The organism is Bdellovibrio sp. HCB209 (assembly GCF_047306065.1).
Taxonomy (GTDB): domain Bacteria; phylum Bdellovibrionota; class Bdellovibrionia; order Bdellovibrionales; family Bdellovibrionaceae; genus Bdellovibrio.
In genome coordinates this window covers 1,541,379-1,556,030 of the sequence record NZ_CP178618.1, presented here as the reverse complement: position 1 = coordinate 1,556,030, position 14,652 = coordinate 1,541,379, and the positions used below count along the sequence as shown (strand labels likewise).

Annotated in this window: 15 protein-coding genes; 4 read left to right on the top strand and 11 right to left on the bottom strand. The window is 46.2% G+C overall.

Annotation, left to right across the window (positions count from 1 at the left end):
- Positions 1-44 precede the first annotated feature (44 nt).
- The 4 genes from ACLVWP_RS07640 to ACLVWP_RS07625 all read right to left on the bottom strand — a co-directional run bounded on the left by ACLVWP_RS07640 (position 45) and on the right by ACLVWP_RS07625 (position 2,759).
- Positions 45-632 carry a hypothetical protein gene (locus ACLVWP_RS07640; RefSeq protein WP_413561086.1) on the bottom strand — a complete coding sequence of 196 codons (588 nt, stop codon included), beginning with the start codon at positions 630-632 and terminating at the stop codon, positions 45-47.
- Between the two features lie 73 nt (positions 633-705).
- Positions 706-1,581: an SH3 domain-containing protein gene (locus tag ACLVWP_RS07635; protein ID WP_413561085.1), complete on the bottom strand. Its 876-nt coding sequence runs from the start codon at positions 1,579-1,581 to the stop codon at positions 706-708.
- Positions 1,556-2,251 (bottom strand): polyprenol monophosphomannose synthase, encoded by a 696-nt coding sequence (locus ACLVWP_RS07630; protein WP_413561083.1) that lies wholly within the window; start codon positions 2,249-2,251, stop codon positions 1,556-1,558. Before ACLVWP_RS07630 ends, ACLVWP_RS07635 begins: the two co-directional genes overlap by 26 nt.
- Positions 2,252-2,327: 76 nt before the next feature.
- Positions 2,328-2,759, bottom strand: a complete 432-nt coding sequence (locus ACLVWP_RS07625; protein ID WP_413561082.1) for a hypothetical protein — start codon at positions 2,757-2,759, stop codon at positions 2,328-2,330.
- Between the two features lie 88 nt (positions 2,760-2,847).
- Here ACLVWP_RS07625 and ACLVWP_RS07620 point away from each other — a divergent pair, with 88 nt between their 5' ends.
- The 4 genes from ACLVWP_RS07620 (at position 2,848) to ACLVWP_RS07605 (ending at position 5,754) form a co-directional block, all read left to right on the top strand.
- Positions 2,848-3,501, top strand: a complete 654-nt coding sequence (locus tag ACLVWP_RS07620; RefSeq protein ID WP_413561081.1) for a hypothetical protein — start codon at positions 2,848-2,850, stop codon at positions 3,499-3,501.
- Positions 3,502-3,518: 17 nt separating this feature from the next.
- Positions 3,519-4,190, top strand: a complete 672-nt coding sequence (locus ACLVWP_RS07615) for a hypothetical protein (protein WP_413561079.1) — start codon at positions 3,519-3,521, stop codon at positions 4,188-4,190.
- A 52-nt stretch (positions 4,191-4,242) separates the two neighbouring features.
- On the top strand, positions 4,243-4,806 hold the full coding sequence (locus ACLVWP_RS07610; protein ID WP_413561077.1) for a Yip1 family protein: 564 nt from the start codon (positions 4,243-4,245) through the stop codon (positions 4,804-4,806).
- A gap of 171 nt (positions 4,807-4,977) precedes the next feature.
- Positions 4,978-5,754, top strand: a complete 777-nt coding sequence (locus tag ACLVWP_RS07605; protein ID WP_413561076.1) for a hypothetical protein — start codon at positions 4,978-4,980, stop codon at positions 5,752-5,754.
- Positions 5,755-5,909: 155 nt separating this feature from the next.
- Here ACLVWP_RS07605 and dut read toward each other — a convergent pair whose 3' ends face one another.
- The 7 genes from dut to infB form a co-directional block, all read right to left on the bottom strand.
- Positions 5,910-6,359: a dUTP diphosphatase gene (dut, locus tag ACLVWP_RS07600; protein ID WP_413561074.1), complete on the bottom strand. Its 450-nt coding sequence runs from the start codon at positions 6,357-6,359 to the stop codon at positions 5,910-5,912.
- Positions 6,356-7,624 (bottom strand): M16 family metallopeptidase, encoded by a 1,269-nt coding sequence (locus ACLVWP_RS07595; RefSeq protein WP_413561073.1) that lies wholly within the window; start codon positions 7,622-7,624, stop codon positions 6,356-6,358. The genes dut and ACLVWP_RS07595 overlap by 4 nt, the downstream gene beginning before the upstream one ends.
- Positions 7,625-9,724 carry a polyribonucleotide nucleotidyltransferase gene (gene pnp / locus ACLVWP_RS07590; protein ID WP_413561072.1) on the bottom strand — a complete coding sequence of 700 codons (2,100 nt, stop codon included), beginning with the start codon at positions 9,722-9,724 and terminating at the stop codon, positions 7,625-7,627. It abuts the gene before it with no gap.
- Positions 9,725-9,944: 220 nt separating this feature from the next.
- Complete coding sequence (rpsO, locus tag ACLVWP_RS07585) at positions 9,945-10,214, bottom strand: 30S ribosomal protein S15 (protein WP_413561070.1); 270 nt, start codon at positions 10,212-10,214, stop codon at positions 9,945-9,947.
- A gap of 129 nt (positions 10,215-10,343) precedes the next feature.
- The gene (gene truB / locus ACLVWP_RS07580) at positions 10,344-11,324 is read right to left on the bottom strand and encodes a tRNA pseudouridine(55) synthase TruB (protein ID WP_413561068.1); all 981 of its coding nucleotides are present in this window, start codon (positions 11,322-11,324) and stop codon (positions 10,344-10,346) included.
- Positions 11,314-11,715, bottom strand: coding sequence for a 30S ribosome-binding factor RbfA (gene rbfA, locus ACLVWP_RS07575; RefSeq protein WP_413561067.1), 402 nt, complete (start codon positions 11,713-11,715; stop codon positions 11,314-11,316). Before rbfA ends, truB begins: the two co-directional genes overlap by 11 nt.
- Positions 11,715-14,618 (bottom strand): translation initiation factor IF-2, encoded by a 2,904-nt coding sequence (gene infB / locus ACLVWP_RS07570; RefSeq protein ID WP_413561066.1) that lies wholly within the window; start codon positions 14,616-14,618, stop codon positions 11,715-11,717. The genes rbfA and infB overlap by 1 nt, the downstream gene beginning before the upstream one ends.
- Positions 14,619-14,652: the final 34 nt, after the last annotated feature.

Below are 14,652 nucleotides of genomic sequence, written 5' to 3'. Positions count from 1 at the left end.
TTCCTAAAAGGCGCCAGGCGCCTTTTAGGGGAGCATCGCGCAATCTAGTATTGCGGTCGTGTGCACTCGCCGTTTTGTTGGCATTTTAGGATCATCATGCGGAGTTTTTGAGTTTCTTTTAGAGTCAAATCGAACTCATAAGTGAAACCCTTCGCCACCGCGCCTTGCGGGCCTACAGTGTAGAATGGAATATTTGTCGCAAATTGGTCTGCAGAGTATTTAAGACCGTCGTAAGACGTGAATTGCAATGCTGCTGGGTTCTTTTCGAGGTTCCAGAAGAAACGGTTCATTTGAGATTTCGCCTTCAAAAGAGCGCCATCCAAGTTTTTCCAGCACTTTACTTCGCCCAATAGAACGACTTTGCCCGTTGCACGCTCGATCACGATGGTATCAAGCTCACCCACCGTCAAACCACCTGTGCTGTATTCAACGTCACCTGTGATGATGAATTGGTCTTCTGGGTATGTCGCAGACAAACGAACACGCTCAAGTTCCTCACAAACAGCGCCATCTGGCTCGTAATTCACGCCTGTATTTTTAAGAGCTTCAAAGGCCGCACCGATATCGCCCGCGAACGCCAATTGAGAGAAAAGAAGAGAAACGACACCAACAAGATAGATAGATTTAAGCATGAAGGGCTTGTAACTTACGGCATCCCAGCTCGCCACCTTTGACGCGACGCTTTTGGCCCATTTTAATCAATCCCTAAAAATCAAGACCGACACTGATGGAATAGCCGAGGTACCCCTCTTTTTCCCAATAGTATTTGATATCAGGACGGATCGAGACACGTTGGATTCTGTAAGCAGCACCCACACTGAAAACCGCCCCCAACGTCATATCATCTGCCGAGAAAGCTTCAGTGCCAGGCAAACTAATATCAAAGTGCGAGTACTTCAACATCGGTCCAAAACCATAAAAGAAAATCAGGTCTTTGCCCTTAGGCAAAACCGTTTGAAATAAAAAATCCAAAATCACGATATAACCGCTGCCACTGCTCCCCGTGTAGTCTTGATAGTACGACGGCGCACCGGAGTGAAACAGGATATTGCTTTCGGTGTACATGTCGCCGGAAAACAGCGTGTTGTAACCGTGAAATTTCAATCCATAAAACATTGTCTGAGCATTGCGACGGGCACCCATTGTATCTTCGGCATAGTCGACAAAATCCAAGGACAAACCACGATAGCGAGTGGCAAAGAATGGCTTACGACCACGGCGAGAACTCTCTTCGGCCTCTTCTTCTTGATGAGCATCTTGAAGATCTTCCGCTTTGATCACGCCCGGTCTGATCTCTGCATCAGAAATCCAACCCGTCACACCTGGTTTTAAACGAATTTTATAGAAAGGACCTTTTTTGCCTTTAGAAATGGCAAAGACTTGGCCCTGTTTCAGCACCGTCATTACCGGTGCATCAAAATCAGGGTCTTTATAAATCTGCGCCTCATCCGCGATGACAGTCCCCTTTTGTGCTTGTGCCAGCACAACAGTTGGGATCAGACAAAGAGAGAAAAGCAACATCGCACGAGCGCGCATTCCGCGAGCTCGCAAGATGCTACTTAAAGCGCATAAGCCAAACACGCCAGAAGGCCTCAAGAACGATTTTTAGGGACATTTTACTTTGTCCCACACGACGGTCTTCAAACACGATCGGAGACTCTGCTCCCTTGAAGCCTTTTTTCATGGCTTTGTATTTCAATTCAATTTGGAAGCTGTAGCCATTGCTCTCGACAGAGGCAAGATCGATACCGATCAAAGTTTCTTTTTTCCAAGCATTGAACCCACCGGTCCAATCGTTCAACGGGAAACCCAAAATCATACGAGAATAAATCCCGCCACCGCGAGAGATGATCTTACGCATGATACCCCAATTGACCGTGCGACCGCCCTCGACATAACGAGAACCCACCGCGAAATCATTTTGCTTCAAGGTATTCAAAAGAGGTCCCAAATCTTCAGGACGGTGCGAGAAGTCTGCATCCATTTCAACAATGGCTTCATACCCTTGATCGATACCCCAACGGAAACCCGCGATATACGCCTTACCCAAACCTTGTTTGCCCGGGCGAGAAAGAAGATTCAATTGCGGGATAGATTTTTGCATTTCACGAACGATGCCGCCCGTACCATCTGGTGAATTGTCATCAACCACCAAGATATCAACGCCTAAATTTTGAGCAAGAACTGCAGGCACAATTGTCTGCACATTTTCTTTTTCATTGTATGTCGGAATAACGATCAGAGTTTTCATGCCCCTAAATTGGCATAAACCCAAGGCACTGGCAACAAATCCAGTGCGTCGAAAACAGATGAAAACGTCTTATTTTTTAGATAGAGCGTGAAACTAGCTTACCTTTGCCCTTCGACTCCAGCGCATCCACTTTTTTAGGAGTGATCGTCGGTAAATTCAAAGGCTTTGCTAACAAGTACTTAGGATCTTGCTTACGTACATCCAATTGAATTTTCACTTTGGCTGCAGCCGCATTTGGATCTTTAACATAAAGGATCGGATCAAATCCGCAGACTCTGCAAACCACCGACAAGCGCCAGCGAATTTGCACGAAAACTTCAGAAATAGCCAAGCACACGACGAACGCAATCATCACGCGAGGATCGTACTCCTGCCAGATTGCGAACATCACCACAATCGACGCCATCGCAGATGCGATAATATTCATAACCCCAATATTTTTCTTACGATAAATATTGCGTGGAGTTTTACAGAAGGCGCAGTAGCAGTTGTGTTTAGCTTTGAACATTTGAAACATATACCTAGTCTGCCAAAAACAAGGTCTAGATTGAAAGATCAATTTTTGAGAAATCACAAACCACTGCTAGAATCTGCTTATGACTAAATCAAAAACGATTCAATTGGCTCTGGTTTCCCTTTTTACAATTTACTCCCCTACAATGGTCTGGGCCGCTTCTAGCGCGGATTATCAGGAAGTCAGTTATGACGACTTGGTGAACGAACTCAGCCAAAAGAAATCGGCTTTCGATGAATCTCGTAAGTCTGCCGAAGGCCCTCAGTCACACATCGGTATTGGTTACTCTAATACCTTCACAAACATCTCTACTGGCGGCGAAACTTTCAACCGTCACACAAGTGGTGTGCAAATTTCTGCAGGTCGTGACTTGAGCTCTCGCCACCTTTACGGTGAAGCGATCTTTAGAAACTACGGCTCTACTGAAAACGGCGCTGAAGAATTCTCATTGCGCGAACTTGAAGCACGCCTTGGTTACACAAACAATATCGACGGCGTTTGGAACTACTCATTGAGCACAGGCTTGTCTGCTCGCATGATGAAATACTCTGACCCTACTCGCAACCTAAGCACTGATGACACGACTCCTTCGATTGTTGTCGGCAGCGGTATCTTCGCACAAATTCACCGCAATATTTCAGTAGGCGTTGAAGCAAGTGCTCGTACGGCGCTGGTTAACAAACCGTCCGATAAAGACTCTTTTGATTTCGCGTTTCGCTTGAACACTTCTCTGTAATTAGTAATACTGGGCGAGTGGATGATACACTCGCCTTTTTAATTACTTTCTTTGCTCTCCTTGTCACCTTGGCCATTCTGACCAACAGAGCTCGCGCCAAAAAGCACTACGATCAAGAACTACAACCTAACTGTCTTCTTACCAGATGGCCCTTGTTATTCGTCACAGGTCAGCGCAGTTTCTTTTATTTTTCTAATTACTGGAACATCTACCCTTCGTACCTTGCAGAACATGGTTACGAGGTTTTTCATTTACGTCTGCCATGGAGCAATCCCGGCTTGCGCAAAACTCGCCTGACTGAGTTTTTGAAATCCCAAGACGAAGCCAAACGAAAATTTCATATGATCGTCGACTCAGCCACTTTGCTTGAGGTCGATTCTGTCCTCAGGGAGCTCCGCCCCGATTGTGTGATGAGTGTCACTGAAATTGCCGATGCCAACCCGATAACTGATGGGATCTCGCTTAAAACCCCTGTTGTGCCTCAAGCGACCGTTGAAACAATGCGCTCCCAGAAGACCGGCAGCTTCTTTATCAAGTGGGCCTATGACCTGCATAGACTGCTGCTGTTCGGTCGCCCCTTGCCTTCATTGAGCACTTTGGGAGCCAGCAAAGCCACTCAACTGCAAAACAGCCGTCTGATCTTAGAGCGCGCTCAGTCTTTGGCGGAGATGGACCTGCGAGCGGATTAGTTCTGATTGCGAAGTGCTTGCTAAGAGCCTTTGGTCGTGATGCAATAGGCCTATGACAGACTATCGTGACGTAACACCAGGGCAAGAACCAAAACTGCAAACAGCTAAAGAAGTTTTCAATTACATCATTGATTTCCTTCGCCACCCGGTTCAAAAAATCAAAAGCCTTCCTGACTGGAAATGGTCTACGTTACTAATCACGATCATCGTTATTGCCATGATCTCGGGAGTGATCTCGGGCTTAGTTCCTCCGAATATTTACCGCATTGGTGCTGGGATTATCTTCGCCCCTTTCATCGCAGTGGTGATGACTTGGTTGGGAGGAGTGTTCATTTATTATTACTTCCAAGTTTTCGAAAAAAGAACGTGTTCGCTTCGTAAGATCTTTACTTTGATTTTATTCTCGAACATTCCGTTTTTTATATTTCAAGCGGGATCTGAATTGATTCCGCCGATCACTCTAGTTGGCTTCGCTTTCACTGCTTTGCTGATGGCTGTGGGCTTGACTGAAAACTTCGCGATGGAAAAACGCCGCTCTTTAAGACTGGTAACAATCCTTTTTGCGATCGTGTTTTTCCTGTGGCTTTACAACCGCATCGAAGTTGCAAGAATGTAGTTTTGCTTCTAACAAATTACGTTTTATTCAAAGCCCCTCGTCGGGGCTTTTTTTATTTCCCCCTCAAGCTTCGCGGACAACTTTGCCACTTCTACCTCCGCTCCGGTAACTGATTGCGTTACTTTTCATGCCGACGAGACTCCGTAGATTTATTAATGATACGATTTCCGGATGGAAGCTTTATCTATTCTGATTATATGTGCGCCGCTTTTCGCCTTGGGCGTGATTTATCTTTTACGTAATAAGCTCTCCGCAATATGGAGCCGCTGTCTTACCTTAACAGCACTAACACCTGTTTTTATTGTGGCAGCCGTTCTTTTGGTCGGCCTGTTTCGCAGCTCAAGCGGCGAACTCCCCGACGAAGACGCGGACTCATTGGGTTTAGGGATTCAATATTTCCTGATTCTTTTAACGTCGGGATTTGTCTATTTGCTTTCGTTGATCACCCTGCTGATCGGCCGCCAACAGCATTTTGAATTTATCAGACACCACTACCAACAGAACAAAACTCATCTCGCCAAAGTAGGCTTGGCAGTTGTAGTTCTGGCTACCATGTGGAGCCTGGGCACGGTGATTACCAAAGAGGCGGACCCTCAGTATCGCCTGCAAAAGTCAGCTGCTCAAGATATGGCGAAGGGCCACTGCGCGAAAGCCACAGAAAAGTATCAACAAGAAATCGAACTCTTTGAAGGCAAAGCCAGATCTTACGGACAATGGGCAAAGGCTTTCATTACTTGCTCTGACAAGAGCTTCAGAGATTCCGCTCAAGCCATTGAACTTGTCCAAAAGGCCACAGAGTTCGGGGATTTTGATAATGAGCTCGCAAAAATCGCGGTCTGCGCTTTCTCTGCGAACGGAAACTTTGATCGCGCTAGCAGAATTGCCCAAGATAATAATTTAGAACCGGCCAGCACTCTTCCGGAGCTACAAAAAAATTGCTATCGCTAGGGACACCGATCAGAATCACAGAAGTCCGCACAACCGCATCGGTTACTGAGTGCGTTATCCTGCGCCAATCCACCCCAAAAACGAAAAAAGCCATGGTCATCCCATGGCTTTTTATTTTCTAGCACATCGTCCTCAGAAACAGGACCTGGCACCTTTTAAGCGCGGCCTGTAGATCCGAAACCACCGGCACCACGCTCTGTCTCAGTTAGTTCCTGAGCCATTACGAAGTTTGCTTGGTAAACGGGAGCAACAACCAATTGAGCGCAGCGCTCCTGATCACCGATTGTCACAGCAGCATCACCCAAATTGATCACGATGATTTTAACTTCACCGCGGTAGTCAGCATCGATAGTTCCCGGCGTGTTCAAAACAGTCAGACCGTTTTTTGCAGCCCAACCACTACGTGGACGAGCTTGGATTTCAAAACCCATTGGAATTTCAAAGCTCAAACCTGTTGGGATCATCGCACGTTGACCTGGCTCCAAAACAACAGGGCCGTCAAGTTGTGCGCGAACATCAACGCCAGAAGCACCAGCAGATTGATAAGCTGGCAATTCACCTTTGAAGTTCTCAAGTGTTTTAATTTTTACAGTTACTTTATTCATAGTTCAAACCCCTCCCACCAGTCTTTGAGTTCATCAACACCAGTGCCCAGCAATACGCCAGATGTTTTATCGGTCTTAAGTTCGTTGCGGATATAGTCATTCACTGTATCCACCGTCACTTGATTGATTTCCTCAATCACAGATTCAACCGATCTGTATTCGCCGAATACCATTTCATTCACAGCCAAAGATGTCATGCGATTTTCAATATCGTCGGACCCCAGCAAAATGGAACCCTTCACTTGCGTCTTAAACATCTCAACATCCGCACGAGTCGCACCGTTCTTACGAACTTTTTGGAACTCTTTCGCGATCAGATCGCCGACTTTTTTGACGCTCTTAAGCTCAGAGGCGGCATAAATATTCAGCATTCCAGAATCAATGTTGGTATTCAGACTAGAGAAAATCGAATAAACCAAACCGCGCTTTTCACGCACGCTTTGATAAAGCTTTGAAGTCATGCCTCCACCCAACAAAGTATTCGTGATCACCGCTTCAAAGCGGTATTTGTCACGGAAACTTGCGGTTGGTAGACCCAAAAGCATATGCACTTGCTCGGATTGTTTCTCCATCACACGACGACGGCGCAACCAAGATGGTTTTTTACGCGTGTTTCGCAGTGTTGATTTGGATTTCTTACCCAAGTGCTTTTTTACACCCGTCATAAACTCATCATGATCCAGGCAACCTGCCGCACTCACGATGATGTTTTTGCCAGTGTAGTTCTTTTTATAATAATCCATCACTTGGTTTTGCTTCATCAAAGCGATCGAAGCCGGTGTCCCCAAAATAGGACGCCCCAAGGGATGTTTACCGTAAGCTTCATCATAAAGAACGTCATAAATAACGTCTTCATGAGAGTCCTCAGACATCGCGATCTCTTGCAGAATCACGCCTTTTTCAAGCGCGAATTCTTTTTTGACCAAATCCATATTGGAAACAAGGTCCGACAAAATGTCTAAAGCCTTTTCCCAATGATCTTTCAATACAAGCGCGTGATAGCACGTGTACTCACGAGTGGTATAAGCGTTCAGCTCCCCACCAACAGATTCCAAAGATTTTGCGATTTGATAAGTGTTGCGAGTCTTCGTGCCCTTGAACACCAAGTGCTCAAGCAAATGAGACATACCAGCGATAGCCGGAGTCTCGTCACGAGTCCCCGTCAAAACCCAGATACCGATAGAAACGGCACGGGACCCTGGATGAAACTCGCTCATCACTCGGATCCCGTTAGATAGTTCAGATTTCTTGAACAAATTTGCCATCTATTGTTGTTGCAACAAAGCCTTACGAGAAAGTTTCACGCGACCTGCACGGTCAACTTCAAGAACTTTCACGTCAATAGTTTCGCCCTCTTTAAGAACATCAGTTACGGCGCGAACGCGCTCGTTAGAGATCTCAGAGATGTGTAGCAAACCTTGAGTGTTCGGAAGGATTTCAACGAAAGCTCCGAATTCAGCGATTTTTACTACGCGGCCTTTATACGTTTTACCAACTTCAGCTTCAGCGATGATGTCGTTGATCATAGCCAATGCACGTTTAGTTGCTTCTGGATCAGCAGATGCAACGTGGATTGTACCATCGTCTTCGATTTCAATTTTAACGCCAGTAGCTTCAGTGATACCGCGGATAACTTTACCACCAGAACCGATAACTTCACGGATTTTGTCCGGACGGATTTTGATAGTCTCGATACGTGGAGCAAATTCAGAGATTTGACCACGAGGAGTTTTCATCACTTTTTCCATTTCGTTCAAGATGTGGATACGGCCGTCTTTAGCTTGAGACAACGCTTGTTCCATAACTTCGAAAGAAACAGAGTCAATTTTGATATCCATTTGAACCGCTGTGATGCCGTTTACAGTACCAGCAACTTTAAAGTCCATGTCACCCAAGTGATCTTCATCACCCAAGATGTCAGTCAATACAGCTACGCGGTCGCCTTCTTTGATAAGACCCATTGCTACACCCGCAACGTTGCCTTTAACAGGAACGCCGGCGTCAAGAAGAGCCATCAAACCAGAACATACAGTACCCATTGAAGAAGAACCGTTGGATTCCAAAACTTCAGATACGATACGGATTGTGTATGGGAATTTTTCGAAATCTGGAAGAACAGCTTTCAAAGCACGTTCAGCCAAGTTTCCGTGACCGATTTCACGACGAGAAGTACCGCTCATACGACCCACTTCACCTACAGAGTATGGAGGGAAGTTGTAGTGAAGCATGAACTTGCGTTTTTGCATACCCAACAATGAATCAACCATTTGTTCATCGTCACCAGTACCCAAAGTTACTGTACCCAATACTTGAGTCTCACCACGAGTGAAAAGACCAGAACCGTGAGCACGTGGCAAGATACCAACTTCGTTCGCAACCGGACGTACTGTCGTCGTGTTACGACCGTCGATACGAACTTTGCGATCCAAGATCATCGCACGAGCTTCTTTGTACTTAAGATCTTCGATAACTGTGTTCAAATCTTTTTTACGTTGTTTCAAAAGCTCTTTATCAGTGATTGTTGCCAACAAAGCTTTTTCAGCTTCAGTTGCAGCCGTTGCAGAAGCCGCATAACGATCTTGTTTTTCTTTGATCGCAAGAGCCGCAGCAATTTTAGGTTGCAAGAAAGCTTCAGCAGAAGCTTTGAATTCAGCATCAACAGCTGGCGGAGTGAATGCACGTTTAGCGATAGAACCCATTTTTTCACGCAATTCATCTTGCGCGTTCAAAAGAGGCATCAAAGCTTGGTGACCGAATTTCAATGCAGCCAAAGCGTCAGCTTCAGTGATGAATTTCGTTTCGCCTTCAACCATCAACAAACCATTGCGAGTACCCGCAACGATCATATCCATGTCTGATTTTTCCAACTGTTGTGGAGTTGGGTTAGCGATGAACTGACCATCAACGCGAGCGATTTGAACTGCTGCAGTTGGGCCATTGAATGGGATGTTAGATACGTGTAGAGCCGCAGAAGCACCAAGGCTTGCTAGGATCTCTAGAGGGAAAGAACCGTCTGCAGAAAGAACAGTCGCTACAACTTGAGTTTCATAGCGGTAGCCTTCTGGGAATGAAGGACGAATTGGACGGTCGATCAAACGAGCGATAAGAACCGCGTCGTTTGTTGGCTTTGCTTCACGTTTGAAGTAGCCACCTGGGATTTTACCAGTCGCATAGAATTTTTCGATGTATTCAACAGTTAGAGGGAAGAAATCTAGCTCAGATTGTTTTTTGCTAGATACAGCAGTTACGATAACCATGTTGTTACCGCTAGAAACAAGCACTGATCCGTCAGCTTGTTTTGCCATACGGCCTGCTTCGATTGTGATCTGTTTTCCACCTACAGAAGTAGTTACAGTCGTTTTCATTAAATCTCCTTATTTAGCGAAAATTCGTTTTCGCCATCCGTTTGTGGAAGCCATCTCAAAAATCATTCTGAGATCCGGTTACACTCGACTGCTCGGGAGTAACCACTCGCAAACTATCTTGTTTGCTGCGAAGTCAGCGGGATTTCTCAGCTGGCTTCCTGTTTTTTAAAGTTCGAAGGGGCTATTACGCCCCTTCATTAGTATCTTATTTAAGATGAGATTACTTACGGATATCAAGTTCTTTGATAAGAGTTTGATAAGCCTTAACGTCTTTGCGGTGCAAGTAATCCAAAAGCTTACGACGTTGGTTAACCAAAGTCACAAGACCACGACGACCGTGGAAATCTTTTTTGTGAGTTGTGAAGTGACCTGTAAGATCGTTGATACGTGCAGTGATCAACGCAACTTGTACTTGCGGTGAACCAGTATCAAGGCCTGCAGTTTTAAACTTGTTAACGATCTGTGCTTTTTGTTCTTTAGTGACTGCCATTAGCGTCTCCTGTTTTGGCGTTGCCGCCTGTTTTTAAACTCCCCGCCTTAGTCGTCATGGCTGTCGATCCTAGGCAGGTTTGGTAAGGTTCTATCTGCTCCCGCAAGCGGGGTCAAGTAGTGAAAATAATTAGTATTTAAAGACCCTTTTGAGGACGAATCCCCGGCCCGGCTCCAAGCCCACAATGGCCAGAAGTTTGCCCCCATCCAGAGCCAGAATCTGCACGTATTGGTCTTCTTCGGGCTTAAAAACGGCTATAAGCTGGCTACGGAGATCATGGCTGATCTGACCATTCCCTAAGAGGACCTGATCCTGCCCTTTCACTCGAAGGCGCTTTACCATCGGCAAAGCCGCATCCATCGCCACGAAAGCCCCTGAAAGAGTGTTCTTTTTTACACACTCCTCAATAGCTTCCAAGGTTTGCCCCTGCTCCAGATTATAGGGAGCAGAATAGGTTCTGCGCAGAGCACTCATCGCCGCGCCACATCCTAAAGCCTGCCCTAAAAGGTCGACCCAGGTGCGGATATAGCTTCCCTTGGAGCAGCGAAGATCGAACTCAGCCCAATCCTCCCCCATTCCTAGGAACTTAATATCCCAGAAGTTCATGACCTTTTTAGGGATCACGACGTCTTTATCCTGACGAGCGTATTCGTAAAGTTTTTTACCCTGAACCTTGATGGCCGAGTAAATCGGAACTTCGACTTCCATTTCGCCCTGAAGCTTCATCGCCTCTGCCAGCAAAACGGATTCGTTTAATTTCACAGGTTTTGTTTCCAGAACTTCGCCGGTCGTATCCAAAGTATCTGTGCGAATTCCAAACTGGATGCGCACGCGATAACCCTTGTCGCCTTCAAGAATGTATTGCGAAAGTTTCGTGGCTTCGTTGATCAAACAGGCCATCAAACCTGAAGCCATCGGATCCAAAGTGCCCGAATGCCCCACGGATTTTGTGCCCATAATACGGCGCAAACGAGAAACAACGTCATGACTGGAAATGCCTGACGGTTTATCAACCAGCAACAGTCCATCAAACGGAACGGGCTCACGCCTTGCCGGTCTACCCTCCTGCTGCGCAGGAGTAGATTTTGTATTTTCAGAATTATTCGTCATCAGATTCGGATTCGTTCTTAGGTTCTTTGGCTTTTCGTTCAGCCTCAAGATCAGAGATAATGCGTTCCACCTTCAAAACTTGTTCTGTTGCATGGTCTGCATAGAACTTCAGTTTCGGGCAGTAACGCATTTTCAATTCTTTACCGATATAATTTTGGATTTCAAAAGCGCGCTCTTGCAAAAGCTCAACAGCTTCATCTTGAGCCTCTTCAGACCCAAGAACACTGATATAAACTTTTGCAGCACGAAGGTCCGCTGGCATCTTAACTGCGGCTACCGTCACCAAACCTGGCAACGGCATTTTAAAGCCCTTAATAAGGAACTGAGCAATGGTCGCCTGAATTTGACGCTCTACTTGTGCGACTCTGCGTCCATCACCCACGTTCTTCATTAGATACCCAACTCTTTAGCTACTTCTTTTTTCACGAAAGCTTCCATCATATCGCCAACTTTAATGTCGTTGTAGTTTTCAATGCCGATACCGCACTCGTAGCCAGAAGCCACTTCTTTAGCATCGTCTTTGAAACGTTTAAGCGATGAGATTTTACCTTCGTAAATGATTTTATCTTCACGAAGAAGACGGATCGAATTGTTACGTTGAACTTTACCATCGATAACGAAGCAACCAGCGATAACGCCGATTTTCGGTACGTTGAATGTATTACGAACTTCCACACGACCCATAACTTCTTCAACCATGTCTGGAGTAAGAAGACCGGACATAGCGGCTTTCATTTGATCAATCAATTCGTACACGATTGAGTAAGTTCTGATGTCGACACCCAATTGTTTCGCTTTAGCTTGTGCGCCCAAGTCAGGACGTACGTTGAAGCCCAAAACGATACCTTTAGAAGTGTTCGCCAAAGTTACGTCATTCTCATTGATACCGCCGACAGCCGCGTGGATCACGCGAACTTTAACTTCCGGAGTAACAAGCTTAGAAAGCATTCCGTTGATAGCCTCAAGAGAACCATGAACGTCTGCTTTCAAGATGATCGCAAGCTCTTTCACATCGCCAGATTTAACTTTAGAGAAGATCTCGTCCAAAGACATTTTTTGAGAAGGAGTGTTCGCCGCTTTCGCTGCTTGCTCTTTTCTCAATGTAGACATCTCTTCAGCTGTTTTTTCATCTTTAACGATGTCGAACTTATCACCCGCAGCTGGAACCCCATCAAGACCAAGAACTTCCACTGGAAGACCTGGGCCTACAGATTCAACTTTTTGACCTTTATCATTCGTCAATGAACGAACGCGGCCTTTCATTGTACCTGCTACGATGTACTGACCGACTGAAACAGTTCCGTCTTTAACTAGAAGTGTTGCAACAGGTCCTTTGCCTTTTTCCATTTTCGCTTCGATCACAAGACCTGTGCCCGAACGTTTAGGATTGGCTTTCAATTCACCAACTTCAGCCAACAATTTGATTTGCTCAAGAAGCTCTTTCAAGCCTGTTTTCTTAAGTGCTGAAACTTCCACGAAGATCGTGTTACCACCCCATTCTTCTGGGACGATTTCAAGTTCAGTTAATTGTTGTTTGATACGGTCCGGATTTGCACCCGGTTTATCCATCTTATTCACAGCAACGATAATAGGTACGCCTGCTGCTTTAGCATGGTTAATAGATTCTTGCGTTTGCGGCATCATACCGTCATCCGCAGCTACCACGATAACCGCGATATCTGTCGCGTTCGCACCACGAGTACGCATTGCCGTGAAGGCTTCGTGACCCGGAGTATCTAGGAACGTGATCAAAGAACCGTCTTCAATTTTTACAGAGTATGCACCAATGTGCTGAGTGATACCGCCGGCCTCGCCTTTAGCAACGTCAGCATTACGGATAGCATCCAACAATGATGTCTTACCATGGTCAACGTGCCCCATGATTGTAACAACTGGTGGACGAGTGATTTTATCTGCATCCAAATCACCGAATGCAGTTTCAGACGCCACGTCTTCAGCTGTTTTGAATACGTTTTGTGCTTCCCAACCGAACTCAGGCACGATCAATGCGATCGTATCGAAATCCAAGTCTGTATTCATGTTCGCCATCACACCATTCGACATCAAAACTTTAACCAATTGCGGAGCTTTCAAGCCCATCGCCATTGCCAAGTCTGTCAACTTCATGGAGTTGTTAACTTTCACGACACGTTTATGAGCCGCGGCTGTAGTGATCTGAGTCTTTTGGCCTTGCTCCATAACAGTCTTCTTCTTTTTAGGTTGGAAGACCATCTCACGTTTACGGAAATCAACAGCGTTGAAGCTCTTAATTTCTTCTTCTTTTTCTTTCTCACGTGCACTTGGACCTGCGTTAAACGCAGGAGCCGGAGTCGGAGCTCCGAAACGCTTACGCTTATCGAAGTCCTTATTGTGATGGTGATCCGCGCCACCTTCTGGTGGCAATTCTGGCGGAGCTTGTTGAGCTACGAAACCAGGACGGATATTACGTGTCGGCGCGCCACCAGCAGGACGGTTGAAACCACCTGGGCGAGGGCCTGTGAAAGAAGCACTTGCACCACCACCTGAACGAGGCTGGAATCCACCTTGTGGACGATCACCTTGTGGGCGCTGTGGAGCTTGTGTCTGAACGCGGGAAAGATCCATACGTCCAATGATATTTCTTTTTGGCGCAGAAGCCGGAGTTGAAGAACTTGCGACACCGCTTGTTCCCACCACAACTTCTTTTTTGCGAGCTTGCACTGGAGCTGCTGGAGTTGGAGCCGCCGCAACCGGCGCTGGAGCTTCTGTTTTTGCAGGAGCTGCAGGTGCTTCAACTTTTGCTTCAACTACTGGTGCTGCCGGAGCCGCTGGAGTTGGTTCTGGTTTCGCAACAAGCTTTTCTTCCACCACAGCAGGAGTTGGCTCAACAGCCTCCTCTTTAGCCGCTGCTGGCTTCTTAACTACAACACGAGTTGTTTTTGGAGCTTCAACTTCTGCTTCCTCATCAACTTCGGGCTTAGAGATTACTTTTGCTTTCGCTTCAACCGGAGCCGCTTCTTCTTTCGTCTTACGACGAATTACTTTTGCGGGTGCAGGCGCAGCAGCTGCTTCAGCCTCTGCAGCGGCAGCTGCTTTCTTAGCTGGCGCTTTACGAGTTGCTGCTTTTTTGGGTTTCGCTTCCTCAGCGGGCTTATCGCCACCACCCAACTTAATTTTAATCTGCTCAAGAACTTGCGGTTCCAATTCCGCCATATGGCTCTTAATAGGCAAGTTCCATTCACGGATCTTGTCCATCAAAGCCAGCGGGGTCATCCCGATTTCTTTCGCAAATTCAAAAACTTTTGGATTACTCACTCAGTCTCCCTGTGTAGTAACTGTAACTTTAAAC